The sequence below is a fragment of the Zobellia barbeyronii genome (assembly GCF_018603515.1).
GTDB lineage: Bacteria > Bacteroidota > Bacteroidia > Flavobacteriales > Flavobacteriaceae > Zobellia > Zobellia barbeyronii.
In genome coordinates this window covers 657109-681968 of sequence record NZ_JACATN010000001.1, presented here as the reverse complement: position 1 = coordinate 681968, position 24860 = coordinate 657109, and the positions used below count along the sequence as shown (strand labels likewise).

The window sequence follows — 24860 nt, the reverse complement described above, 5'->3', positions numbered from 1 at the left end:
ATTTCTTGTAAGTATCAAAAATACGATTAATAGATAGATTTTATTGGCTATTTCATCTTGTCTTTATGTTGGAAGAGCAAAAGAATGTAGTCGTAGCAAGCTTATAAAAATAACGAAAACTCATAGCGAACAATTTAGGACAAGCGCATTAATCTGAATTGATGATTGTGCGGTAAAAGCGCTCTGGGAATAGGATAAACATCACTAATTAAATAAATGTTTCAGAATTTTAAGGAACTAAATATTTAAAAACAATCATTTTGACGGAGATATTCGCACTTTACCCGATGGAACTAATAGAATAAATAAAAACGACTAATTTTCAACCATTCATTGGTTCTAAATCTCATCACTTTGATGACAGGCGCTGGTTATGTATTTAGTATAAATTTTATAATAGCATGGGTTCCATATGAATTGTCCTCTTTGTAGTTCACAATCAGAATTTGTTTTTGAAATTAAAGGTTTTGATATTTTAGATTGTGGGTCTTGTAATCACCGTTATGCCAAGGTTAAAGCAGATGAAAAGCATGTTGTTCAAACCTATGGCGATTCCTATTTTAATGAAGGCGAAGGAGGATACGCAGATTATTTGCAGAATTCAGAACTACTGTATGAACGGGGTAAACTGTATGCCAAAAAAGTTCAAAAAATCACCAATAAAAAAGGAAGGGTTTTAGATGTTGGAGCTGCAGCTGGATTTATTTTAAAAGGTTACTTAGATAATGGTTGGAGTGGAATGGGTATTGAGCCTAATCTCCAAATGACAAAATATGGGCAAAAGGAATACGGTCTAGATATTCAACAAGGTTCTTTTGAAAGTTTTAAGGCAGATGATAAGTTTGACCTAATTTCTATGATACAAGTAGTTGCCCATTTTTATGACCAACAAAAAGCATTTGAAAATGCTTCGAAATTATTAGAAGATGATGGGTTACTTCTTATTGAATCATGGGACAGGTCTAGTATTTCAGCTAAAATATTTGGAAAGAATTGGCATGAATATGCACCTCCAAGTGTTCTACATTGGTATTCTGTAGAAAGTTTGACCAATTTCCTAAAAACCTTTGGGTTTGAAAAAGTAGCTCATGGACGACCATCTAAAAAAATCTCTGGGAGACACATAAAATCTGTACTTAAATATCGTTTTGGGGAGAATTTTTTACTAAAAATGATTCCTGATAAAATTATTTTACCATATCCTTCCGAGGATTTGTTCTGGGCTTTATATCGTAAAAAAGCACTTTAAATTAAGTTTTGGTATTTAGGATTGATGAGACCAAGTTTTTCAATTCCGGTACCACGTCAATATCAAACCATGGATTTTTTGACATCCAAAAACGGTTTACAGGAGAAGGATGCGGTAAAGGAAAAAATTCAGGCAAAAACTCATGATAATTTGCCACGTTTTCGGTGAGGTTTTTTTTGGACAATTCTTTTAAATAATGGTCTTGTGCATATTTGCCAATTACAAGTGTTAACTGTACTTGCTCTAAATGGCTCCAGAAAACATCGTGCCATAAGGGAGCACATTCTTTACGTGGCGGTAAGTCTCCTGTTTTAGCTTTTCCGGGAAAGCAAAACCCCATGGGTAAAATTGCAAAATTATCCGGATTGTAAAATTGCTCATCCGTAACCCCTAGCCATTCTCTTAATTTTCTACCGCTAGGGTCATCCCATGCTTTGTTGTGTTCATGGGCCTTTCTGCCAGGAGCCTGACTTACTAAAACTATTTTAGCATTTTTTGTTCCAGCTACAATTGGTCTTGGTCCCAATGGTAAGTGTTCACTGCAAACTTCACACTTACGTATTTCAGAGAGCAGTTTTTTCATTTTTACTTCCTTTTTAATGGGTCTTGTGTAAAGCTTAAACCTGCAAATCCGGTATTCATGAAGTTTCTAATGTTCTGGTGTCCTTTTCCTTCTACATCTTTTAAAACATCGTTAAAATAAAACGCTCCAAAACAGGCTAAAGCTTCTTCTTTGTTAAGTTCTTGTTCTTTGGCAAAAGCAAAAAGTTTGCAAGAACCTGAATTTTGTCCTTCGGCATTTTCTAATGTACCGTTGGTAAAAGCAGTAGGAATAAAGTCATAATTAGCATCAATTACCGCCATAGTTTCTGAAAACTCAATGGTTTCAGGGTCTGTCTTTAGTTTTTGTATAAAAGTATCTAATGTCATCTTTATTATTTTTTTCCTGCAACAACTATTACAATCTCACCTTTTGGTGGTTTATCGGTAAAGTGCTGCACCATTTCTTCGGCTGTGCCTCTCAATGTTTCTTCGTAAAGTTTGGAAAGTTCCCTTGAAACGGAAACTTGTCTGTCCACTCCAAAATATTCTGCAAATTGCCCTAAGGTTTTTATCAACTTATAAGGCGATTCATAGAAAATAATAGTCCGTGTTTCTTCGGCTAGTAGTTTTAAGCGGGTTTGACGTCCTTTTTTAGGAGGAAGAAAACCTTCAAAAACAAATTTATCGTTTGGCAACCCACTATTCACTAGAGCAGGTACAAAAGCTGTAGCGCCAGGAAGGCAGTCAACTTCTATATTTTTTTCTACACAGGCTCTGGTCAATAGAAAACCAGGGTCTGATATGGCAGGAGTTCCTGCATCTGAAATTAAGGCAATAGTTTCACCGGCTTGTAAACGCCTAACAAGAGCTTCTACGGTCTTATGCTCGTTATGCATATGGTGACTTTGCATTTGAGTGGTTATTTCAAAATGCTGAAGCAATTTTCCGCTGGTTCTGGTGTCTTCCGCTAGAATACAATCCACTTCTTTTAAAATACGAATTGCACGCAAAGTCATGTCTTCAAGATTGCCGATAGGTGTCGGTACCAAATATAATTTTCCCATAAATTTAAGGTCGTAGCTCTCTACCAGTAAAATAGGCTATTAAGGTAGCTATAAGCGCAATAAAGGCGAATAGATAATCTTGGCCATCAGTTATATAATGTGCAAAGAACGCTAAAAGTGTATCAAAAAAGAAACCTGCATACGCCCATTCTCTAAGCCATGAGGAGAAATTGCCCCATATGGCTATCAAGCCTAGAATTTTAGCAATGGCCAATGGGTATATGAGATAGGTGGGATAACTTAAATGCTCAAAAAAACCGGCTATCATTTCGTATTTAGTGAAATAATTGAATGCGGAAAAGAGCATAATGGCCGTAAGCAAAACTAAAGCAGACCAATAAAGGGCTTTTTGGGTTTTCATGGTGGTAAGGTTTTGGCGATAAAATAAAGAAAACTGCTATCTGAAACTAATTTCCAACAAAAAACCCTTCGTTCAAAACAAAGGGTCTATATTTTTCAGATATCGGATAGCTATCTATCTAAGAAAATTTTCGTTCAATAAATTGCATAAATCGTTCTGCATATTCTTCTTTACCAGCCCAGTTATTATAGTCTGGCTTAACCATGTTATTAATAAAAGCAACGGAGCGTTCTTCACTATCTATAGTGTTTAACTGAGAGAGAACCCTATTGTAATCTTCCATACTACCGTTAAACAAGTGTTTAACAAAAGCCAGTCTATTGTTAAGATCTATTTTAAGCTCTTTGTTAGAAATTTTATCGTTCAGAGATTTTGTGTGTACCTCTTTTTTAGGAGCTGCACCGTTCTGCTGAGGTGCAACTGGTTTTTGAGGTTCAAAAAGTTCTTGATCGTTTTTCATGTAGTCCGGTTTGGACATGAATTCTTCTAATACTTCATCTACACGTTGATCGTGGCTAGGCATTTCAGAGATCATATCTTTTATGGTATCCATACCAGGTATCATTATATCTTCTTGGTGTGGATTGCTTTCGGGTACCGAAGCATTTTCGTTAAGCACGGCATTGGCCATTTTCTCGAATTTGGCAGCAATCACATTTTTTGAAACATCTATTTCTATGTCGTTTAGCTGCTCTTCTATGTATTTAAGAACCGCTAATTTTTCATATAAGTTTTTAGCGACATCATACATCTCGCTCATATCCATATCACGAGCCGTGATAATATCAGTAGATAATTTTCGTAGCTCTTCCTTCAATTTTTTCTTCATCGGTCAATTTTTTCTAATTCTACCGGGTTGGGGTAAAAAAGGTATCTCTATCTTTGCTAACATTAAATTCTGAACTTTAGCGGAATGTTTTAATAAAAACAATGTATCCACTAAGGTTCTACAATATTAAGAACGAAAAACCCTATATTTTCGTCTAAAATTACAAAATGTTTCTCGAAAATACTGTTAATCATAAAGAACAATTCGGGTGGATAGAAGTCATCTGTGGTTCTATGTTCTCCGGTAAGACCGAAGAGTTAATCCGTAGGTTAAAACGTGCTCAGTTCGCCAAGCAAAAGGTTGAAATTTTTAAACCAACGGTAGATAATCGTTATGATGAGAACATGGTTGTATCTCATGATGCTAATGAAATACGTTCTACAGCTGTACCTGCAGCTGCCAATATTCGTATTTTGGGAGATACCTGCGATGTTGTTGGTATTGACGAAGCCCAATTTTTTGATGATGAAATTGTTACTGTTTGTAACGATTTAGCCAATAAAGGAGTGCGGGTTGTAGTGGCCGGTTTGGATATGGATTTTAAAGGAAATCCGTTTGGTCCTATGCCAGCATTAATGGCTACTGCAGAGTATGTTACCAAAGTACATGCCATCTGCACACGTACTGGCAATTTAGCCAATTACAGTCATAGAAAGTCCAATAATGATAATTTGGTGTTATTAGGTGAAACGGAAGAGTACGAACCTTTGAGCCGTGGCGCATATTATAAGGCAAGATTACAAGAAAAAGTAAAGCATTTAGAGGTGAAGAGTGAAGAAATAAAATCTAACGATAAGAAAATCGATGGCTAAAGCAGGTGAAACCGTTTTAGAAATAGACCTTTTGGCTCTAGAACATAATTACAGGTTTTTGAAATCAAGATTAGACCCTAAAACTAAATTTTTAGGGGTAGTGAAGGCATTTGCCTACGGAAGTGATTCTGTAGCGATTGCAAAAAAGCTAGAAGCTTTAGGAGCAGATTACTTTGCTGTTGCCTATGTAAGTGAAGGAGTTACTTTGCGAGAAGCAGGAATAAAGACTCGCATTTTAGTATTACATCCGCTACCGGTAAGTTTTGACAATCTGGTGGCTTATAATCTTGAGCCTAATATCTATTCACCTAAAATCTTGAATAATTTTCTGCAGGTTGCAAAGAAAAAGGGATTAGAACAATATCCTATTCACTTAAAATTCAATACAGGCCTCAATAGGTTAGGTTTTGTAGAAAGTGAGATTGATGCCTTAACAGCTGTGTTAGACAATCAAGATCAAATTAAGGTTGTTTCTGTTTTTTCACATTTAGCAGCATCCGAAGATTTAAATGAGCAGGAGTTTACCGAAAACCAGATTGAGACTTTCGAACACCTTACTAAGGTGCTTCTTCCCAAATTGAAGCATAAACCTATGCTACATTTATTAAATACCTCAGGTGTTATCAATTATGCAAAGGCTCAATACGATATGGTACGATGTGGAATTGGACTTTATGGTTTTGGAAACGAAGCAGCTATAGATGCCCAACTTAAACCTACGGCAACATTAAAGACCGTCATTTCTCAGATTCATATAATTGATAAAGGTCAAAGTATTGGATATAACAGAGCGTACAAGGCAGAAGCAGCTGTTGTAACGGCTACTTTGCCAATTGGCCATGCAGATGGCATTGGAAGACAATATGGTAACGGAAACGCTCATGTAACCATCAATGGAAAAAAGGCGCCCATTGTAGGAAATGTTTGTATGGATATGATCATGATAAACGTTACTGGAATTGATTGTAAAGAGGGTGATGAGGTCATTGTTTTCGGGACTAGTCCAACTGCCGAAGAGTTTGCTAGCGGTGCTAAAACTATCTCGTATGAAATACTAACTGGTATATCCCAACGGGTCACTCGCGTGGTTGTTGATAATTAAAACCAGGGGCATCACGCCGTAATTAATCCTTTTTTTGTTAATTTGCAGTGCATTAAGTTGCGCCATTAATTAAATAACCATTATAAACACTAATTATCATGTTAAAAGAATTTAAGAATTTTATTATGACGGGCAACGTCATTGATTTCGCTGTTGCAGTTATTATGGCTACCGCTCTTGGACTAGTTATAAACGGTTTTGTAGGCGATATCATCATGCCAATCGTAGGACATTTTGCAGGAGGTCTTGATTTTGCATCAATGGCTATTACACTTGATCCAGCAGTTATCGCTGCAGATGGTTCAGTTACTACACCAGCAAACCAAATACGTTACGGTGCATGGGTTAACAGCATCATTAACCTTATCATCGTAGGGTTTGTAATGTTCATCATGGTAAAAGCTTACAACAAAACAAAAGCTCCAGCTCCAGAAGCTGCTCCAGCAGGTCCTTCTCAGGAAGACTTATTGGCTGAAATTAGAGATTTGCTTAAAAAGCAATAAGAATAAAGGTTTCCCTTGTTTTTAGGGAATACCACCGCTGCATTGCAGTTTAATCTTAAAACCGTCATTGAAGTTCGCAACTTCTTTGACGGTTCTTTTTTGATACAATGTTGTATTTATAACAATTTGTTAAATAATGATTATACAGGTTTAAAATGCTTGTCAGGTCAATAGGGTTGCATTACATTTGTGCTTCTAAATTATTTAAAGATGAAAGTAGCCGTTGTAGGTGCCACCGGTATGGTTGGCGAGGTGATGCTCAAAGTATTGAACGAACGTAATTTTCCAGTTACTGATTTATTATTGGTCGCTTCTGAGCGTTCAGTAGGTAAGAAACTCTCTTATAAAGATAAAGAATATACAATTATAGGTTTGGCCGATGCCGTAGCAGCAAAGCCAGACATTGCTATATTTTCTGCTGGAGGTGATACTTCATTGGAATGGGCTCCTAAATTTGCAGAAGCGGGTACTACTGTTGTAGATAATTCTTCTGCTTGGAGAATGGACCCGACCAAAAAATTGGTTGTTCCTGAAATTAACGCAGGTGAATTAACCAAAGAAGATAAAATTATAGCTAACCCTAACTGCTCTACTATTCAGTTGGTAATGGCACTTGCTCCATTACACAAGAAATATAAAATGAAGCGTGTAGTCATTTCTACATACCAATCGGTATCAGGAACAGGTGTTAAGGCCGTACGTCAGTTAGAGAACGAGATGGCAGGTATACAAGGTGAAATGGCCTATCCTTATCCTATTAACAGAAATGCATTGCCACATTGTGATGTTTTCTTAGAAAATGGATATACTAAAGAAGAAATGAAGTTGGCACGTGAGCCACAAAAAATATTTAATGACCGTAGTTTTTCTATAAGCGCAACGGCAGTTCGTATTCCTACTGCAGGTGGCCATTCAGAATCAGTAAACGTTGAGTTTGAAAACGACTTTGATTTAAACGATGTTCGCAGAATGTTGAATGATACCCCTGGTGTTACTGTTCAGGATAATCCAGATACGAACACGTATCCAATGCCAATCTATGCACATGACAAAGATGAGGTTTTCGTAGGACGTATTCGTAGAGATGAGTCGCAACGTAATACTTTAAACATGTGGATTGTTGCCGATAACCTTCGTAAAGGAGCTGCTACAAATGCGGTGCAAATTGCGGAATATTTATTAGAAAACCATTTGGTATAAAAAGTATATACTTTCTAAATTTTTAGTTAAAACCTATGCTGTGCAATGCCGGCATAGGTTTTTTTATGGTACTTTTAGCGGATTTCAATCTTCAAATCATGCAGAAATACGTTGTGTTGTTTTCATTGGCAGTAACTATTGTTGCTTGCAAATCTTTACCAAAAACTGAGACTACTATTGTGAAATATCCTAAGACCCGTAAATCAGAAACTGTTGACACTTATTTTGGAATTCCCGTAGCTGACCCATATCGTTGGTTAGAAGATGATATGAGCGAAGAAACCGGTGCATGGGTAAAAGCACAGAATGAGGTTACTTTTAATTATTTGGAAAAAATCCCGTTTCGCGAGGCACTTAAACAGAGGCTAGAGAAATTATGGAATTATGAAAAATTAGGTTCTCCTTTTAAAGAAGGGAATTACACCTATTTCTATAAAAATAATGGCTTACAAAACCAGTATGTCATCTATAGAAAGAAAGGAGAAGGTAAAGAAGAGGTTTTCTTGGACCCTAACACGTTTTCAGAGAATGGAACTACATCTCTTGCTGGATTAAGTTTTACAAAAGATGGTTCGCTTGCCGCGTATTTAATTTCGGAAGGTGGTAGCGATTGGAGAAAGGCTATTGTTATAAATGCCCAGACCAAGGAAGTAGTTGAAGATACGCTTACTGATATTAAGTTTAGTGGAATTTCATGGAAAGGAAACGAAGGTTTTTATTATTCTAGCTATGATAAACCAGAGGGAAGCGAGCTGTCTGCAAAGACTGATCAACACAAAGTGTATTACCACAAATTGGGTACCTATCAAAAAGAAGACCAATTGGTATATGGTGGGGTAGACGCTGAAAAACATAGATATATAGGTGCTTCGGTATCTGAAGACGAGCGTTATTTACAGATTTCGGCTGCTGTTTCAACTTCAGGAAACAAGTTGTTTATTAAAGACCTTTCAAATGAAGATAGTCCGCTAGTTCCTATTATTGAGGATACGGATTCGGACAATTATATTATTGAAAACGAAGGTTCAAAACTTTATATCGTTACCAACAGAAACGCTCCAAATAAAAGAATTGTTACGGTTAATGCTGATAATCCAGCTGAGGAAAATTGGGTAGATTTTATCTCAGAAACCGAAAACGTTTTAACTGTTGGTACAGGTGGTGGATATTTCTTTGCAGAATATATGGTAGACGCCATAAGTAAGGTGCTTCAATATGATTACGAAGGAAATCTAATTCGTGAAGTTGAACTTCCTGGTGTTGGGAGTGCTTCCGGTTTTGGAGGCAAGAAAGAAAATAAGGAGTTTTACTTTTCTTTTACCAATTATATCATTCCCGGGTCATCTTATAAATATGATGTAGAGACTGGTGAATATACATCCTATTGGAAACCTAATATAGATTTCAATTCCGATGATTATGAATCCAATCAGGTTTTTTATAATTCAAAGGATGGTACTAAGGTTCCTATGATTATTACCCACAAAAAGGGACTGGAACTCAACGGCAAAAACCCAACTATTTTATATGGTTATGGTGGTTTCAACATCAGTTTAACACCTGCATTTAGTATTGCCAATGCCGTTTGGTTAGAGCAAGGTGGTATATATGCCGTACCTAATTTAAGAGGTGGTGGCGAATACGGTAAAAAATGGCATGATGCCGGTACTAAAATGCAAAAACAGAATGTTTTTGATGATTTTATTGCCGCTGCGGAGTACTTGATTGATAACAAGTATACTTCTTCTGATTATCTAGCCGTTCGTGGTGGTAGTAATGGCGGACTTTTAGTTGGTGCTACTATGACGCAGAGACCAGACCTAATGAAGGTGGCTTTGCCTGCGGTTGGGGTTTTAGATATGTTACGCTACCATACATTCACGGCTGGTGCGGGATGGGCTTATGATTATGGCACCTCTGAAGAGAGCAAGGAGATGTTTGAATACTTAAAGGGGTATTCACCCGTTCATACTATCAAGGAAGGTGTGGAGTATCCGGCTACATTGTTGACTACAGGGGATCATGATGATCGTGTAGTTCCAGCGCATAGTTTTAAGTTTGCAGCAGAACTGCAAGACAAACAATCGGGAAAAAACCCTACCTTGATTCGAATAGAGACCAACGCAGGTCACGGAGCAGGTACACCGGTAAGTAAGACCATTGAACAGTACGCAGATATTTTTGCGTTTACACTGTATAATATGGGGTTTGAAACACTTCCGAATTAAACTCAGTTCAAAGCAATAGTGCTTTATTAAAAAAAATTAAATACCGATTTGACTTTTTTATGATAGAGTCTTCCGGTTTATAGAACACGAATATATGTTACAAGTAGATCATGTGTCTTTTAGCTATGAAGATGGTGCTTCCATATTGGAAAACATCAACTTAAAAGTGGCAAAGGGTGAACATGTATCCATTATAGGCGAAAGCGGTTGTGGAAAAAGTACGCTCTTAAAAATTATTTACGGACTCTTACATATTGAGGTTGGCGAAGTATATTGGAATGAAAACCAAGTGTTAGGCCCTCTTCATAATTTGGTGCCGGGCGAGCCGTACATGAAGTATCTCTCCCAAGATTTTGATTTGATGCCTTTTACTACGGTAGAGGAGAATATTAGCCAGTTTTTGTCCGTTTTTGAGCCCGAAGAACTCAAAGAACGTACGTTTGAGCTTTTGGAGATGATTGAGATGACCAAATTTGCCAAAACCAAGGTAAAGTTGTTGAGTCGCGGTCAACAACAGCGAGTAGCATTGGCAAGGGTATTGGCACAAGAGCCCAAAGTATTACTGTTAGATGAACCTTTTAGTAATATTGATAATTTTAGGAAGAACAGTTTGCGTCGGAATCTTTTTGGATATTTAAGGCGTCAAAAAATAACTGTGCTAACGGCTACACATGACCATATGGACATGCTCCCATTTGCAGATAGGGTAGTTGTACTTAAGGATAAGTTCGTTGTGGCTAAGGATAGTCCTAAAAACCTCTATGAGCACCCTAAAGACCTCTATGTAGCTTCTCTTTTCGGCGAAGCCAATAAAATACCTATAAATATTGTAAAATCATATGCAGATACCAAAAGACGTATCATCGTTTATGCACATGAGTTTAAGGTTTCGGGTAAATCCGGTTTAGAGGTTGTGGTGAAAGGTGCCTATTATATGGGAAGCCATTTTATGATTGTGGGTGTTTACGAAGGAGAAGATATTTATTTTCACCATGATAAGCCTTTAGAAGTAGGAAAGGTAATTTATCTGAACATTTCCATAGAGACCATCAACCAACGTATGGGAGATTCTTAAGTTATGAATAAATCCCAGCTGCTTCAAGAATTAAACTTTAAGGCTGTTAGAAGCAGTGGTGCCGGAGGACAGCATGTAAACAAAGTATCTACTAAAATAGACCTTAGCTTTTCGGTTGAAGATTCTAATGGACTTACTAATACGGAGAAAGAACGTATTCATAGAAAAATAGGACATAGGCTTACTAAAGAAGGCATTTTACAAATGCAGTGTGATGAAAGCCGAAGTCAGCACCGAAATAAGGATTTGGCTATTGCCCGTTTTTTGAACCTCATTGAAGATGCGCTAAAGGTTAAAAAGAAACGTCGCAAAACTAAACCGTCAAGATCTTCTATTGAGAAACGGTTGAAGCACAAAAAGAAGAACGCACAGAAAAAGACCAATAGAGGAAAGCCCCAAATAGATTAAAAATCATTGGGGCTTTCTTGTTCAGGATTTGAAACCCGATCCTCAACTAAACATCAACTTGCTTTAAAATTCTTGCTTACCGAATTCACTATCAATGAATTTGGATTTATTCTTGTTCTTATTGAAGTTATAAGACAGGTTCAGCAATACCATATCTACCTCATACACATAATTTGTGGTGGTGAAAAATTCACCTTCGCGGTAGGTAGTAATCCGTTGTTCATTCGTGTCCAATAACCCCATATCTATATTTTGCCATTGTAAAGTGGCCGTTAAGCGGTTATCTAAAAATGACTTCTTAAAGGTTAGGTTAGGCGAATAAAAACGCGAATCTTCCCCTTGTGCCGTAACTCTTTCGGATAGGTAATTAAAGGTAAATTGTAAAGAAGCGGTTTCTGAAAAAGTATAGGTACTGTTAGCATTTATAGAATACACAAAAGAACTGCTGTCTACATCACGACCATCATATTCACCATCAATAGAATAATTATAAAGATTTGCTCCAATAAAGTTAGACCAGTTTTCCGTAGCTTTAACCTGTGTACCTATCTCCATGCCTATTGATTTTGCTTTACCTACGTTAGAGTAGATTCTATTTAAAATAGTATCGTTGTAGATTGTGTTTACTCTGTTAACCAAGTTTTTGGTGTCACGGTAATAAGCCGTTGCAAAAACCGAATTTCCACCATCAAAATTTTTACTGATACCCACTTCAAGTAAGTCTATAAATTCAGGTTTTAGGGTTGGGTCTCCTTGTTCCAAGGTTTCTGAGTGCTCGCGCTCCGGGAACGGGTTCATTTTAAAAGTAGCGGTACGTTCTACTCTTTTGCTATAGGCCGCTTTTAACTTTGTATTATTCTCAAAAGTATATTGAACCGATGCCGATGGAAACGGTTTTACATAATCGTAAGCATAGGTAGTATCAATAAGACCTTGCTTATCACGAAGGTCAAGTTCTCGGTCCATAGCTTCAATACGTACGCCTGCTGCATATTCCCATTTATCCTTAGCACCTGTTAATTGTGCATAACCAGAATGAATACTTCTCTGAAGGTCTACTTCGCTGGAAAATTCTGGTACAAGTTCAAAAGCACCAGCGGTAGTGTCATCCTTTCTTTCGTATACAAAATCACCAGTATGGTCGAGGTTTCGGTATTGGTAGCCTGTTTCTAATTGACCAATTGCAAATGGTTTCCAAGCATAATCTAAGGACAGACGGATACCATTCAGCGGGTTGTCATTAGTGTTATATTCTTGTTGGTATATTATGCTTCTATCAGGTTCGCCTAGGTTGTCACTTTCCGTAGGGCCGCCCAATAATGTGTATTCGTATAAAAATGAAGTTGATAGTTGGGAAGTATTGTCAAAAACATGCGAATAGTCAAAGCTTCCCAATGCAAAATCGCTTTTTCTAGTTCTTAAGTTATGATTGTAATACTGAAAGGTATAAAATCGTTCACCCCCAACGGCTGGGGTAATCCCATGGTTATCGTAATACACGATATCGGCTAGACGGTCTTTTTTTCTTTTCCCTCCGTAAAACGCCAGCGAATAGGAGTTTTTATCATTTGGAGCATAATCAACAGTAAACCTTCCGCTATAATTAATTTCATCAAAACTACGCTCTCCGCTAGATGGAAATTGTGTAAGTGTATCGTTTATGATAGTAAAAACATCACCTTCACGTCTTCCTCCAAGGTCATTACGTTGGTAACTGGCACCCATAGAGATATTCCAATTGCCTTTACGAATATTATAAGTAGCATCTGCACCGTAACGTTGGTGTGCTTTGTCATTACCATAGGTTTCTATAGAAGGAAGGCCTCCTTTTATGTTTACTTGGGCAAATGAACCATCTGCAGCACCTTTTTTGGTAATTATGTTCATAATACCTGCTTTACCTTCTGGATCATATTTAGCGGAAGGAGCAGTAATGATTTCAACTCGCTCTATGGCATTTGCTGGAAGCTGATTCAGTAGGTTAGAAGCGTCTCCTTGAACTGGATTCCCGTTAAGTAAAACTACAAAACCGGTGCTACCGCGAACACTAATTTCTCCTTGACCATCAACGCTTACAGATGGTATGTTTTTAACCACGTCCGTGGCACTACCACCAAGACTGTTTTGGAATGTTTTTGTGTCAAATACCTGTCGGTCTATTTTATTGATAACGGTTGCACGTTGGCCTTTTATGACCACTTCCTCCAGCTGGTTTCCACCAATAGTAAGGTTTATAGTGCCTAGGTCTAGGGCTTTCTTATTTTGTACCGTTATGTCTTTTATGGTTTTGGTTGCGAAGCCAATGAAGGAGGCTTCTAAATAATACGTACCGTTTTTAATATCCTCAATAGTAAAGAAACCATTTAGATCTGTAATTACACCGGTAACCAGCTCACCATTCTCTTGGTTAAAGATAGCTGCAGTTGCGTACTCTAGCGGATATTCATTGTCTCCGTCCGTTATTTTGCCAGTTATTTGGGCAGATGCAGATAGCGGAGCCAAGAAAATTAGAAGGGCTAATAGATGGTAAAACTTCATAATCAATAGGTTTGTTCTTAATTAGGTGTCGAAATTACGCTTAATCCCTACTGCATTATGGTCTGTTTGAAAAAATTAAGGTACGATCGCTGCTTTTTTGAAATGTAAAGGGGTTTGACCTTCGTGGCGCTTAAAGTACTTAACAAAGTGAGAAACGTCTGTAAAGTCAAAAGCGTAGGCAATTTCAGTTACTGACAGATCAGTATATAACAGTAACCGCTTAGTTTCTTTTAAAATATGGTCTGCAATTACGGTTGAGGCTGTTTTCTCATGTTTTCTTTTGCAGAGTGCATTTAGATTTTGCGAAGTGGTGTTCAGCTTTTGGGCATAATAAGCTACATCATTTTTCAATTTAGTTTGCAGCAATTCCTCAAAACGTTCTTCTAAATTGTTTGCGGACACATTTTCATCAATCTCTACATAGGTCAATATTTTCGAGAATAAGGCTTTGAGAACACCTTCCACCAAAATATCCCTACTGGCGCAGTTTTCCTTAATTTCTTTAGATGCAATTTCAAAGAGTGATTGTATGGTTGGGTCAAAGTTAGGTTTGATTATTTTTTTATGCCCCAGTTGCCTTAGTTGTAAGTTAATATGTTTGTCCAAGGTCTTTTCTAAAAAACCTTCCTTTATAATAATAACAAAACCTTCAGGAACAGTATCTATTTCCCAGTGGTGTACTTCATCCTTTTTGATGATGAATATTACTGGAGGCTCTATGGCGTAACCAGTCTCATCCATATAATGCATACCACTACCTGCACTAAAATAAACCAGCTCCATATACTTGTTATGGCGGTGCGGTTTGGTGTAGCGTTTATTGACATCGAACGGCTCGATTTTGATATCCGCTAGGGCAGAAATTTTGGAATAGGTTCTAATTTTGGTTCTCGTCAATTGATATGGTTTATCAGGATTTCTTGTCAGAACTATTTGTGTCACCAATACATCATTTTGATGATAAAAGTCTGGCATAAGACTAGCTATAAAGATAACAGATTAAAGTGCAGCTTAGATGTTAACAACCCTTGGGAATGGCTGTGAATTCTAACACAAAGTGTTTAATTTGTAGCACTTTGGTGTAAATATTTAAAAGAATGTTAATTTTTTCGTTAAAAGCGAGGCCGAAGCTTAAAACTCGAATTTCAACTGTACCGTGACTATTTCCTTTTTTGAGTCTTTTTCTTCCTTTTGAGTATTGAGGTTGGCTAGCGAAATACCAAGTAAACGTACAGAATTTTGTAATTTTTCCTGATACAAAAGTTCTTTTGCTGTTTCTAAAATAAGGCTTTTGGCAGAGATAAAATAAGCCAAAGTCTTACTTCTGGTGTTCAACGTAAAATCGCTATACTTAATTTTTAAGGTTACTGTTTTGCCAGCGATATTCGCTTTCTTTAAGCGCTTCTCCAATTCCTCCGCAATATGGTCCAAACGTTCTAACATAAACACTTCACTGCTCAAATTTTCATTGAATGTTCGCTCTGCGCCCACAGATTTTGGAATACGATGTGGCTTAACCTCGCTGTTATGAATTCCGCGGACAACGTTATAATAGTAACTGCCGCTTTTTCCAAAATTTTCTTCTAAAAAGGGTTCTGTTTTTAGTTTTAGGTCTTTACCGGTAAAGATGCCTAGTTTGTACATTTTCTCCGCTGTGACCTTTCCTACGCCGTAGAATTTTCGGATTTCAAGGTCTTCTAAGAATTGCAATACTTCTTCTGGGTTAACCGTCTTTTGTCCGTTTGGTTTGTTGATGTCACTGGCAACTTTCGCAATGAATTTATTTATAGAAATTCCGGCAGATGCATTAAGACCTGTAGCATCAAAAATCTTTTCCCGTATCTCTTTCGCCAGTAAAGAAGCAGATGGATTTCCTTTTTTATTGACGGTAACATCAAGATAGGCCTCGTCCAAAGAAAGGGGTTCTACCAAATCGGTATACTGATAGAAAATACCGCGTATGATTTTAGAGATTTCTTTATATCTATCAAAGCGCGCATTAACAAATATCAGTTCAGGACAATTACGTTGGGCCATTACGCTGCTCATGGCACTGCGTACACCATATTTCCTTGCTTCGTAACTTGCCGCGGCTACTACACCTCTTTTTGAACTTCCGCCAACGGCAACGGGCTTTCCACGCAATTCTGGATTATCCAATTGCTCTACAGATGCATAAAAGGCATCCATATCAACATGAATAATTTTTCGCAATGGAAAATCGTTTGGCATACTGCAAAATTAAGTTATATTTAGTTGGATGGAAACACAAACAAAGACAGCAATAATACTGGGCGCAACGGGTCTTACGGGGGGCATTTTATTACAACTTTTGCTAGCCGATGACCGTTATGGGAAAATAAAGTTGTTCTCTCGCTCCAGTGTGGGTATATCGCACAAGAAAATAGAAGAGCATTTAGGCGATTTGCTGCACCTTGAACAGTTTAAAGAATACTTTAAAGGCGATGAGCTTTTTTGCTGCATTGGTACTACCAAGTCAAAAACACCTAATAAAGAAGTTTATAAAAATATAGATTACGGTATTCCCGTAACGGCAGCCAAGCTTTGTGCTCAAAATGGAATTTCTACTTTTTTGGTAGTTTCTGCAATGGGAGCGAACGCAAAGAGCAGTGTTTTTTATAATCAGGTAAAGGGTGAAATGGAAGATGCTGTCCTTAATGAAAAAATTAAGAACACCTATATCTTTAGACCTTCATTAATTGGTGGTAAGCGAGAAGAAAAACGTACAGGGGAGCTGTTGTTTAAACAAGTAATGAAAGTGGTTAATCTTGTTTTGGTTGGGCCACTGGCCAAATACCGCTCTATTGAACCTGACGCAATTGCAAGAGCTATGCTAAAAGTAGCTAATACAGGTTGCGAGGTAAATAAAATAGAGTCTGATCAAATTAATAAAATAGCAGCGTTAAGTGATTGAAATTGAACGTAAATTCTTGGTCACGTCTAAGGCGTATCAAGAGCAGGCCTCATCGAAGGAACGAATTGTTCAGGGTTTTTTAAATACTGATAAAAAGCGAACCGTAAGGGTTCGTATAAAAGACCAATCGGGATTTTTGACGGTAAAAGGAAAATCAAACGACGCAGGAACGATGCGATTTGAATGGGAAAAGGAAATTCCGGTTTCCGATGCAGAGCAGCTGTTGCTCATCTGTGAGCCTGGAATTATAGACAAAGTACGGTTTAGGGTTCCGTTAGGTTCACACGAATATGAAGTAGATGAATTTCACGGTGAAAATGAAGGGCTTATTGTTGCCGAAATAGAACTAGAATCTGAAAACCAAGTATTTAAAAAACCATCATGGTTAGGGGAAGAGGTAACGGGTAAGGTTGCTTACTACAACTCACAATTAAGTAAAAATCCTTTTAAAAATTGGTAGTTTAGTAGCTAATGTACTTCTAGCATGAAGTTGTTTTTCTTCAGATAATCTTGTGTAGCAATACCGCGTAGATTATTAATGACAATATGCTCTAGTAGCTCTTGAACAGAATATTCTTCAAAGAGGTTTTTTGAGGAGAAGAGAATGAGCTCAAGTCGGTTTAAATATAACTCGCAGATAAGTTCTACATCAATATCATCTCGCACTTGACCTTTCTCCTTGGCTTTTTGCAGAAGATTTTGAACCAAGGCATAAAGCTCTTTTGACCTGAAATCGCTTATAGAAACGTAAACATCTGGGTAGTATTTTTTTAAGCCGAATAAAAATGAAGGACTAAAGGATTTAAAAGAATCCAATCCTATTCTATACACATCAATGACGGCTAGAATAGGATTGGATTTTTGTTTTTCAACACTTTCATGAATTTTAGAACGAAGCTTATTTATAAATGCAACCAAGCTCTCTTGCACAACCTCTTCTTTGCTTTTGAAATTTTCGTAAATCGTTTTTTTCGAAATACTCATCTCATGTGCAAGGTTATCTAAAGTAAACCGCTTGCTTCCGAACCTTATAAATTTAGAAAGGGCAAATTCTAAAAACTTGTCTTTATCCATGATGCGTCCAGAAGGTGTTTAATGCCATCCACCACCAAGGGAACGGTACAACTCTACTGTTGCAGATAATTGTGAAAACTTGTTGTCTACTAAGTTAAGCTCTGCGTTCAAAGCATTTTCCCTTGCAGTTAACAAGTCCAAATAGGTTAAGTATCCACTGTTTAATAATTCTTCTGAATTGGTTTCCGCTCTTTTTAAGGCTACCACTTGTTTGGTAACATAACCTTCTTTTTCAACAGAAATATTATAGTCATATAAAGCGTTTGATACTTCTTGGCCAGCATTTAAAAGCGCTTTTTTAAACATCAACAATGCTTGTTCTTGTTGTGTTTTAGCAACTTCATAAGCAGTTCTTATTTTTCTACCGTTAAAGATAGGTTGAGTAAGACCACCTACAAGATTAGCAAAAATAGAACTACTGTCTATCCAATTATCCAATTCCAAACTTTGAAAACCACCTTGTGCCGATAATGTTATTGAAGGGTAAAAATTACTCTTCGCAACATTAGCAAGCTCAAAGTTGTTCATTAAGTTGTATTCTGCTTGCATGATATCAGGTCTGTTACGTAACAACAGGGCAGGTACACCAAGTGTCATTTCATTAACCAAAGATTGCTCATCTAAAGAACTTCGCTCATAGGATTGTGGCTTCTCTCCCAAAAGAATACTCATTGTATTTTCAGTTTGATAAAGCGAATTTTTAAGATCTAATAATTGACTCTGTGCACTATATAATTGCGCTGCAGTTTGATCAACACCAACTAGATTTGCTTGTCCCGCATCTTTTAAAGCCTTAATAGTCTCCAAGCTTTTTTGACGGTTATCAATAGTTTGTTCGGTAACCGAGATCTGCTTGTCTAGTGCTAATAACTGGTAGTATGTTGTAGCAATTTGGGCTACCAAATCCGTTTTCACGGCTTGGTGTGCTGCCACAGTCTGCAAGTAACTTGCATCGCTTGCGCGCTTACTACTTCTTATTTTTCCCCAAATATCAGCTTCCCACGATACTGTTCCTGAAGCTTCATATTGATTAAAAGGTTGCGTGAAAAAACTTCCGAATTGTCCGTTTTCACTGGTTCTTGCTGTTCTAGTTGCACTAGCAGCACCGTTCAAAGTAGGTAAATAACCTGCTTTTCCCTGCTTAACATAAGCCTGTGCAGCTGCTATACTTTGCAACGCGATGCGGATATCTAGGTTGTTGTCCAACCCCCTTTGGATATACGTTTTTAAATGTGAATCCGTAAAGACATCCTTGTAAGAGACCGATGCGAACGATACACTGTCTTGCGGTAGGTTATCTGTTCTGTACAGACTATCCGTCTGCACTTCGGGCCTATCATAATTCTTTGCTACAAAACAAGATTGTAACAAGAGCGGTAATGCAGCTACCAATAAGAATTTATTTATAGTTAATTTCTTCATGATTTCTCTAGTTCTTTGATTCTTCAATAGTTTCTTGTGGCGCACCGGTTATACGCTCTTGCATAGTTTGAAAAATAACGTACAACGCTGGTATCACAAACACACCAAATATGGTACCTACTAACATACCACCTACGGCACTCATACCAATAGACTTGTTTCCTACTGCTCCAATACCAGTTGACAATGCAAGTGGCATCAAACCGAAAATAAAGGCGAAAGAAGTCATTAAAATAGGTCTAAGTCGTGCCTTGGCACCATCTAAAGCCGATTCTACTATAGACATACCGTGCTTTCTACGCTGAAGTGCGAACTCTACAATAAGAATAGCATTCTTAGAGAGTAGACCAATCAACATAATAAGAGCAATTTGGAAGTAAATGTTATTCTCAAGTCCTGCCACGTTTATAAATCCAATAGCACCTGCAATACCTAATGGTAATGATAGCAATATGGCGAACGGCAAGATATAAGACTCATACTGTGCACTTAATAAGAAGTATACAAATACCAAACTTAAAATAAATATGATAATCGTTTGGCTACCTGCACTGTTCTCTTCTTTTGTAAGACCAGAGTACTCGTATGTATAATTAGAAGGCAATACTTGAGCGGATACCTCTTCAATAGCTTTAATAGCATCACCTGTAGAATAACCAGGATTCATGGCGCCGTTAATTTTAACGGAACTCAATAGGTTAAACCTACTTACGATTTCCGGACCATAAATTTTCTCCAAAGAAACGAACTGGGATACAGCAACTGATTCTCCGTTTGAATTGGTTACAAAAATGTGGTTAAGCGATTGTTCATCTGCTCTGTCTTCTGGTTTTGCTTGAATCATTACACGGTACTGCTTACCAAATTTATTAAAGTCGGTAGTGTACAGACCTCCATAGTAACCTTGCATAGCATTGAAGACATCCGTAACCGCTAAACCAGCTGTTTTAGTCTTTTCAACATCTACCTTTAACTCGTATTGAGGGAAATTAGGATTAAACTGTGTAATGGCATATTTAACCTCAGGCCTAGCATTCAATGCAGCTAAGAACTCATTTGTAGTTTTACCTACAGTTTGCCAGTCATCTGCATCTTTACTCTGTAAGTTCATTTCAAAACCTGTAGAGTTACCAAAACCTTGTACACTTGGAGGTGTAAAGAAAAATGCCTTAGCATCTTTTAGGCCAGCAGTTTTTCCGAAAAGACTACCAACTACGGCGTCAACAGATTGTGATGGGTCTGTTCTTTCGCTCCAATTTTTAAGACGAAGTACAGAGAAGGCATAAGAACCACCATTTACTCTGTTCAATAAACTAAAACCAGTAATATTCATTCTAGCCTCTATAATATCCATTGAAGCATAAATAGAATCTAATTTCTTAACGGTTTGTTGAGTCTGCTCTAAAGTAGTTCCCGGAGGTAAACTAATATCGGCAAAAACAAGACCTCTATCTTCATTTGGTATAAATCCTGCAGGCGTTGTTTTGAACAATACAACAGTTGCAGCGGTAAACAATACCAAGGCTAATACAGTAATCCATTTTCTTTTGGTAATGAATCTAACGGAACCTACATATTTGTTGGTAATAGCATCAAAACCAGTGTTGAAAGCACCAAAGAAACGCTTAGTTATCCCTTTTTTATGTTCTTCTGATGGATTATGCGGCTTTAAGAAAAGTGCTGCAAGTGCAGGGCTTAACGTTAGCGCATTTACTGCAGAAATAAGAATAGCGATAGCCAGTGTAATACCAAATTGTTGGTAGAAAACTCCCGAAGAACCAGAAATAAACGAAACCGGAATAAATACGGCCGACATTACCAAGGTAATAGATATAATAGCACCAGAAATCTCTGACATGGCAGATTTAGTGGCAACCTTAGCATCTTTGGCCCCTTCTTCCATCTTGGCATGAACCGCCTCTACTACCACAATGGCATCATCCACCACAATACCAATTGCAAGTATCATTGCAAAAAGCGTCAACATGTTTATGGAATACCCAAATAATGAGAGGAAGAAGAACGTACCTACTATAGCCACTGGTACTGCAATAGCGGGTATTAAGGTAGACCTGAAATCTTGAAGAAACAGGAATACCACAATAAACACTAATATAAATGCTTCAATAAGAGTCATGACAACATGATCTATAGATGCATCTAAGAAATCTTTAGTATTGTATGGTATTACATAATCAAGCCCTTTAGGAAAATCTTGTTTGCTTTCCTTTAAAATTGTTTGAATGGAATTAATAATATCATTTGCATTGGAACCAGATGTTTGGAATATACCAACAGCGGTACCGGGTTTACCCATACCTTCATTTTTGGTACCATAGTTAAAGGCACCCAATTCAACTTCAGCAACATCTTTAAGACGTAAAAATTGTCCGTTTTCCTGAGCTCTAATAATTATATCCTCATACTCGCCTTCTTCTGAAAGACGTCCTTTGTATTTTAATACATATTCATAAACACCATCAGCATTTTCACCTATTTTTCCGGTAGCAGCTTCAAGGTTTTGTTCATTAAGTGCACTTTGAATATCCGATGGCATAAGGTTGTAAGCAGCCATTTTTTCTGGATTCAACCAGATTCTCATGGAATAATCTTTGGCACCAAAAACAGTTACGTTACCAACCCCTTTTATACGTTGTAACTTAGGTACTAAGTTTATTCTTGCGTAGTTTTCAACAAAAGTGGCGTCGTAATTTTCATTGTCTGAAAACAATGAAAAGAACATAAGCGCACTAGTCTGAGATTTTTGAGTAATTACGCCCGTCTGTACTACAGCTTGTGGTAGAACACTGTTGGCACGTGCCACCCTGTTCTGTACGTTAACCGCAGCAATATCTGGGTCTGTACCAAGTTCAAAGAATACGTTTATGGTAGCGGCACCATCGTTACTAGCGTTTGAGGTCATGTATAACATACCTTCCACACCGTTAATTTGCTCTTCCAACGGAGTAACAACACTATTAAGTACCGTCTCTGCGTTTGCACCAGTATAGGTAGCCGTAACCTGTACGGTTGGCGGCGCTATTTCCGGATATTGTTCTATAGGCAGGGTTGTTAAACCCAAAACACCTAGAATAACTATAATGATCGATATAACCGTAGATAGTACGGGACGATCTATAAATTTTTGAAACATTGTTCTCTATTTATAAATTATGATGAATAACGGATTCTTACTTGGCCGGGCTTATGGCCATTCCGTCTTTAATTTTAGTTACACCTTCAAGAACAATTGTAGTTCCTTCGTCAATTCCATTTTCAACAATAAATCCTTTTTGCGTGTTCGCAACGATATCTATTGGCATCGTAGTAACAGTATTGTCATCCTTAACTACGTAAATAAGTTTCTTACCTTGAAGATCAACAGTGGCTGATTGTGGAATTTCGTATGCTTCTTTATAAATTGTAGGAATTTTTATTTTCCCGGTGCTACCGCTGCTTAGCAAGTTATTTTTATTATCAAAATCAGCTCTTGCGGTTACACTTCCGGTGGTACTATTAATGATAGTGTTGATCATAGCAATCTTACCTGTTTCAGGATATTCTTCACCATTAATCATAACAAGTGTTACTTTTGGAGCTTTTTCAAGATCCACTAAGTTTTTTTCATTTTTAGGCATAGACTCTTTTAACTTTAAAAGCTCTCTTTCGTTTAAAGAAAAATAAGCACGAACCTCGCTAACGTCAGAAACCGTAGTTAATGGTTGACTCATAGCAGAACTTACCAAGGCACCTATTTTAAAAGGAATTTCACCAATATAACCGTCTACGGGACTGGTAATACGGGAGTAACCAATGTTTGAAGCAACACTTTGGTAATTAGCTTGGGCCTGAACAAGCTGCGCTTTGGCAGTCTCTAGCTGAACTTCGCTAATTATGCCTTTTTCTACTAGTGGCTTAAGTTTGTCTACTTCTACTTGAGCTACGTTTACACTTGCCTTAGCAGCATTAGCATCTTGGTTCAAAGTTTGAGTTTCTAATTTAAAAAGAATTTGTCCTTTTTTAATTTTCTGACCCTCTTCAACATATACATTTTGAACAAAACCAGATACTTTTGGCCATATTTCAACATTTTGCTTACCTTCTAAAGTAGTAGCAAACTCATTATATACCGTTAGGTCTTGTTTTTTTAATTCACCAACTTTTAAACTTGGAGGAGGAGGCGTTGCGCCAGCCGCAGGCGCCGTTGGCGTTGTTCCAAAACAGGAGCTTAAAAGAAGTCCTGCGCTTAATAGTCCTATGATTGATAACTTTTTCATTTTTAAATGGATGTTTAATTGTATTAAATTGTTGACTGGGTCTTGTTAATGTTTTGTTAATTCAGAATGTTCGGTAAAAAACGAACTAGGCTGATAAAAAAATTATTTTTGCTGTTTTTTTAATTCTTCGATAGTTGTTTTGAGGCTTGTAGTCATGTCTGAAATACACTTACCATAAACTGTTATTTTGTTTTTATTTTCTTCATGCTTATCTGGACGGTACTGCTTATTATACGCTGTGATTTTGACAATCATTTCTTTTTCCCTTTCCAGTTGATTTAATGAGCGATTTAGCTTCTTGATGAAGAATGTATTTTTTTCAGCAACTTTAAAATACCTTTTTCTATCTCCTGATTTTGTGAAATAGTTTACAAAATCCATTTGCAACAAAAGGTTTAACGACGTTGATATTGAGCTTTTGCTAGCACCTCTTTTAAGAAGGCAATCTTCAAAAGTAAGACCGTCTTCCTCCGTAATAACTAAGTTCGCAAAGATTCTAGCAGCCAATGGTGGTAGGTCATACTCAGATTCAAAGTGAACGCCAAGCTCTTCGATTAACTTATTTTTTATCTCTTCTATTTTCATATTTGAAAAATTCAAGCGACAAAGATAATGTTAGTTCGGAACGAAACAAACTAAAAGAACTTAAATTTTATTAAAATGAGTTAAAGTTTTGTTACAGTGTGCAAGATAGGAGGGTAACTATTTGAAAATTAACTGAATAAATATAGTTTTTGACCGATAAAACTTTTGTAAGTAAATGCTTTTAGCAAAGAGAGAGGTTTGCTGGTCTTAAAAAGTAGTAAGTAGAATGTATGAAGATAAAATGGAGGTTCAGCTTACTCTGCGGAAATCCCATCCTTATCAATTAGCGGAATAGTGCTAAGGTTTTTTTCGGAGACCGTATTCCTTGGGAATGAAAAACGCTTTTCAAAAAGTTTGCCTTCAGCAAAGAAAGTAACAAAGAACTCATTGTCTAAGGCAAGAACATCTTCTTGTAGTAATTCTATCTTTTTAAATTCGTTGGGTAGTACTGTACCCATACTATGGCGCATTGTAGTGGTTTGACGTTCATCGTCAAAACCCTTTGATACCACCATCACCATTTCAATTTGGTCTGCTCTACTGTTTATTAAGTAGGCGTTCCAGTCTTTTGAAAGAAATTCTTCGTTCCATTCTCTAATAACGGCTACTTGAACATCTTTGGCAATTGGTATTTCTATATCTTTTTTCACTACAC

Annotated in this window: 24 protein-coding genes; 10 read left to right on the top strand and 14 right to left on the bottom strand. The window is 37.2% G+C overall.

Going from position 1 to position 24860, the window contains the following annotated elements:
* Positions 1-412 precede the first annotated feature (412 nt).
* Positions 413-1249, top strand: coding sequence for a class I SAM-dependent methyltransferase (locus HW347_RS02710; RefSeq protein WP_214610408.1), 837 nt, complete (start codon positions 413-415; stop codon positions 1247-1249).
* 1 nt (position 1250) lies between these two features.
* Here the strand turns inward: HW347_RS02710 and HW347_RS02705 are convergent, their stop codons facing one another.
* From HW347_RS02705 to HW347_RS02685, 5 genes are all read right to left on the bottom strand, one after another.
* Positions 1251-1832, bottom strand: a complete 582-nt coding sequence (locus tag HW347_RS02705; RefSeq protein WP_214610407.1) for a uracil-DNA glycosylase family protein — start codon at positions 1830-1832, stop codon at positions 1251-1253.
* A 2-nt stretch (positions 1833-1834) separates the two neighbouring features.
* Positions 1835-2179: a HopJ type III effector protein gene (locus tag HW347_RS02700; RefSeq protein ID WP_214610406.1), complete on the bottom strand. Its 345-nt coding sequence runs from the start codon at positions 2177-2179 to the stop codon at positions 1835-1837.
* 5 nt (positions 2180-2184) lie between these two features.
* Positions 2185-2856 (bottom strand): 16S rRNA (cytidine(1402)-2'-O)-methyltransferase, encoded by a 672-nt coding sequence (gene rsmI / locus HW347_RS02695; protein ID WP_214610405.1) that lies wholly within the window; start codon positions 2854-2856, stop codon positions 2185-2187.
* 4 nt (positions 2857-2860) lie between these two features.
* Positions 2861-3217: a DoxX family protein gene (locus HW347_RS02690; RefSeq protein WP_155595460.1), complete on the bottom strand. Its 357-nt coding sequence runs from the start codon at positions 3215-3217 to the stop codon at positions 2861-2863.
* Between the two features lie 118 nt (positions 3218-3335).
* Positions 3336-4046: a hypothetical protein gene (locus HW347_RS02685; RefSeq protein WP_214610404.1), complete on the bottom strand. Its 711-nt coding sequence runs from the start codon at positions 4044-4046 to the stop codon at positions 3336-3338.
* A 167-nt stretch (positions 4047-4213) separates the two neighbouring features.
* Between HW347_RS02685 and HW347_RS02680 the strand changes: the two genes are divergently transcribed.
* From HW347_RS02680 to arfB, 7 genes are all read left to right on the top strand, one after another.
* Entirely contained in the window at positions 4214-4858 is a 645-nt protein-coding gene (locus tag HW347_RS02680) for a thymidine kinase (protein WP_194533294.1), read from the top strand.
* The gene (gene alr, locus HW347_RS02675; RefSeq protein ID WP_214610403.1) at positions 4851-5960 is read left to right on the top strand and encodes an alanine racemase; all 1110 of its coding nucleotides are present in this window, start codon (positions 4851-4853) and stop codon (positions 5958-5960) included. The genes HW347_RS02680 and alr overlap by 8 nt, the downstream gene beginning before the upstream one ends.
* A gap of 98 nt (positions 5961-6058) precedes the next feature.
* On the top strand, positions 6059-6463 hold the full coding sequence (mscL, locus tag HW347_RS02670) for a large conductance mechanosensitive channel protein MscL (RefSeq protein ID WP_214610402.1): 405 nt from the start codon (positions 6059-6061) through the stop codon (positions 6461-6463).
* A gap of 210 nt (positions 6464-6673) precedes the next feature.
* Positions 6674-7663: an aspartate-semialdehyde dehydrogenase gene (locus HW347_RS02665; RefSeq protein WP_214610401.1), complete on the top strand. Its 990-nt coding sequence runs from the start codon at positions 6674-6676 to the stop codon at positions 7661-7663.
* A gap of 98 nt (positions 7664-7761) precedes the next feature.
* Entirely contained in the window at positions 7762-9891 is a 2130-nt protein-coding gene (locus HW347_RS02660) for a prolyl oligopeptidase family serine peptidase (protein WP_214610400.1), read from the top strand.
* A 94-nt stretch (positions 9892-9985) separates the two neighbouring features.
* Positions 9986-10966, top strand: a complete 981-nt coding sequence (locus tag HW347_RS02655; protein ID WP_214610399.1) for an ABC transporter ATP-binding protein — start codon at positions 9986-9988, stop codon at positions 10964-10966.
* 3 nt (positions 10967-10969) lie between these two features.
* Entirely contained in the window at positions 10970-11374 is a 405-nt protein-coding gene (gene arfB, locus HW347_RS02650; protein ID WP_214610398.1) for an alternative ribosome rescue aminoacyl-tRNA hydrolase ArfB, read from the top strand.
* Between the two features lie 63 nt (positions 11375-11437).
* Here the strand turns inward: arfB and HW347_RS02645 are convergent, their stop codons facing one another.
* The 3 genes from HW347_RS02645 to dinB form a co-directional block, all read right to left on the bottom strand.
* Positions 11438-13912, bottom strand: a complete 2475-nt coding sequence (locus HW347_RS02645; RefSeq protein ID WP_214610397.1) for a TonB-dependent receptor domain-containing protein — start codon at positions 13910-13912, stop codon at positions 11438-11440.
* 75 nt (positions 13913-13987) lie between these two features.
* A complete protein-coding gene (locus HW347_RS02640; protein ID WP_214610396.1) occupies positions 13988-14887 on the bottom strand; it encodes a helix-turn-helix domain-containing protein in 900 nt (299 codons plus the stop codon).
* Positions 14888-15043: 156 nt separating this feature from the next.
* Positions 15044-16144, bottom strand: coding sequence for a DNA polymerase IV (gene dinB / locus HW347_RS02635; RefSeq protein ID WP_214610395.1), 1101 nt, complete (start codon positions 16142-16144; stop codon positions 15044-15046).
* Between the two features lie 28 nt (positions 16145-16172).
* Between dinB and HW347_RS02630 the strand changes: the two genes are divergently transcribed.
* Together HW347_RS02630 and HW347_RS02625 are read left to right on the top strand one after the other, a co-directional pair.
* Entirely contained in the window at positions 16173-16847 is a 675-nt protein-coding gene (locus tag HW347_RS02630) for an NAD(P)H-binding protein (protein WP_214610394.1), read from the top strand.
* A complete protein-coding gene (locus tag HW347_RS02625; protein ID WP_214610393.1) occupies positions 16840-17307 on the top strand; it encodes a CYTH domain-containing protein in 468 nt (155 codons plus the stop codon). Before HW347_RS02630 ends, HW347_RS02625 begins: the two co-directional genes overlap by 8 nt.
* Positions 17308-17315: 8 nt before the next feature.
* Here the strand turns inward: HW347_RS02625 and HW347_RS02620 are convergent, their stop codons facing one another.
* From HW347_RS02620 to HW347_RS02595, 6 genes are all read right to left on the bottom strand, one after another.
* Positions 17316-17921, bottom strand: coding sequence for a TetR/AcrR family transcriptional regulator (locus tag HW347_RS02620; RefSeq protein ID WP_214610392.1), 606 nt, complete (start codon positions 17919-17921; stop codon positions 17316-17318).
* A gap of 18 nt (positions 17922-17939) precedes the next feature.
* Complete coding sequence (locus HW347_RS02615; RefSeq protein ID WP_214610391.1) at positions 17940-19343, bottom strand: TolC family protein; 1404 nt, start codon at positions 19341-19343, stop codon at positions 17940-17942.
* A gap of 7 nt (positions 19344-19350) precedes the next feature.
* The gene (locus tag HW347_RS02610; protein ID WP_214610390.1) at positions 19351-22497 is read right to left on the bottom strand and encodes an efflux RND transporter permease subunit; all 3147 of its coding nucleotides are present in this window, start codon (positions 22495-22497) and stop codon (positions 19351-19353) included.
* A 37-nt stretch (positions 22498-22534) separates the two neighbouring features.
* Entirely contained in the window at positions 22535-23620 is a 1086-nt protein-coding gene (locus HW347_RS02605) for an efflux RND transporter periplasmic adaptor subunit (protein ID WP_214610389.1), read from the bottom strand.
* Between the two features lie 102 nt (positions 23621-23722).
* Entirely contained in the window at positions 23723-24205 is a 483-nt protein-coding gene (locus HW347_RS02600; RefSeq protein WP_214610388.1) for a GbsR/MarR family transcriptional regulator, read from the bottom strand.
* A 254-nt stretch (positions 24206-24459) separates the two neighbouring features.
* A complete protein-coding gene (locus tag HW347_RS02595; protein ID WP_214610387.1) occupies positions 24460-24855 on the bottom strand; it encodes a hypothetical protein in 396 nt (131 codons plus the stop codon).
* Positions 24856-24860: the final 5 nt, after the last annotated feature.

What these genes read in the sequence shown, in the direction of transcription:
- HW347_RS02630 (WP_214610394.1), top strand. Translation starts at nt 16,173, where the DNA reads ATGGAAACACAAACAAAGACAGCAATAATACTGGGCGCAACGGGTCTT.
- HW347_RS02680 (WP_194533294.1), top strand. Translation starts at nt 4,214, where the DNA reads ATGTTTCTCGAAAATACTGTTAATCATAAAGAACAATTCGGGTGGATA.
- rsmI (WP_214610405.1), bottom strand. Translation starts at nt 2,856, where the DNA reads ATGGGAAAATTATATTTGGTACCGACACCTATCGGCAATCTTGAAGAC.
- HW347_RS02610 (WP_214610390.1), bottom strand. Translation starts at nt 22,497, where the DNA reads ATGTTTCAAAAATTTATAGATCGTCCCGTACTATCTACGGTTATATCG.
- arfB (WP_214610398.1), top strand. Translation starts at nt 10,970, where the DNA reads ATGAATAAATCCCAGCTGCTTCAAGAATTAAACTTTAAGGCTGTTAGA.
- HW347_RS02645 (WP_214610397.1), bottom strand. Translation starts at nt 13,912, where the DNA reads ATGAAGTTTTACCATCTATTAGCCCTTCTAATTTTCTTGGCTCCGCTA.
- HW347_RS02690 (WP_155595460.1), bottom strand. Translation starts at nt 3,217, where the DNA reads ATGAAAACCCAAAAAGCCCTTTATTGGTCTGCTTTAGTTTTGCTTACG.
- HW347_RS02605 (WP_214610389.1), bottom strand. Translation starts at nt 23,620, where the DNA reads ATGAAAAAGTTATCAATCATAGGACTATTAAGCGCAGGACTTCTTTTA.
- HW347_RS02600 (WP_214610388.1), bottom strand. Translation starts at nt 24,205, where the DNA reads ATGAAAATAGAAGAGATAAAAAATAAGTTAATCGAAGAGCTTGGCGTT.
- dinB (WP_214610395.1), bottom strand. Translation starts at nt 16,144, where the DNA reads ATGCCAAACGATTTTCCATTGCGAAAAATTATTCATGTTGATATGGAT.
- HW347_RS02685 (WP_214610404.1), bottom strand. Translation starts at nt 4,046, where the DNA reads ATGAAGAAAAAATTGAAGGAAGAGCTACGAAAATTATCTACTGATATT.
- HW347_RS02665 (WP_214610401.1), top strand. Translation starts at nt 6,674, where the DNA reads ATGAAAGTAGCCGTTGTAGGTGCCACCGGTATGGTTGGCGAGGTGATG.
- HW347_RS02640 (WP_214610396.1), bottom strand. Translation starts at nt 14,887, where the DNA reads ATGCCAGACTTTTATCATCAAAATGATGTATTGGTGACACAAATAGTT.
- HW347_RS02655 (WP_214610399.1), top strand. Translation starts at nt 9,986, where the DNA reads ATGTTACAAGTAGATCATGTGTCTTTTAGCTATGAAGATGGTGCTTCC.
- alr (WP_214610403.1), top strand. Translation starts at nt 4,851, where the DNA reads ATGGCTAAAGCAGGTGAAACCGTTTTAGAAATAGACCTTTTGGCTCTA.
- HW347_RS02705 (WP_214610407.1), bottom strand. Translation starts at nt 1,832, where the DNA reads ATGAAAAAACTGCTCTCTGAAATACGTAAGTGTGAAGTTTGCAGTGAA.
- HW347_RS02660 (WP_214610400.1), top strand. Translation starts at nt 7,762, where the DNA reads ATGCAGAAATACGTTGTGTTGTTTTCATTGGCAGTAACTATTGTTGCT.
- HW347_RS02710 (WP_214610408.1), top strand. Translation starts at nt 413, where the DNA reads ATGAATTGTCCTCTTTGTAGTTCACAATCAGAATTTGTTTTTGAAATT.
- HW347_RS02615 (WP_214610391.1), bottom strand. Translation starts at nt 19,343, where the DNA reads ATGAAGAAATTAACTATAAATAAATTCTTATTGGTAGCTGCATTACCG.
- mscL (WP_214610402.1), top strand. Translation starts at nt 6,059, where the DNA reads ATGTTAAAAGAATTTAAGAATTTTATTATGACGGGCAACGTCATTGAT.
- HW347_RS02700 (WP_214610406.1), bottom strand. Translation starts at nt 2,179, where the DNA reads ATGACATTAGATACTTTTATACAAAAACTAAAGACAGACCCTGAAACC.
- HW347_RS02620 (WP_214610392.1), bottom strand. Translation starts at nt 17,921, where the DNA reads ATGGATAAAGACAAGTTTTTAGAATTTGCCCTTTCTAAATTTATAAGG.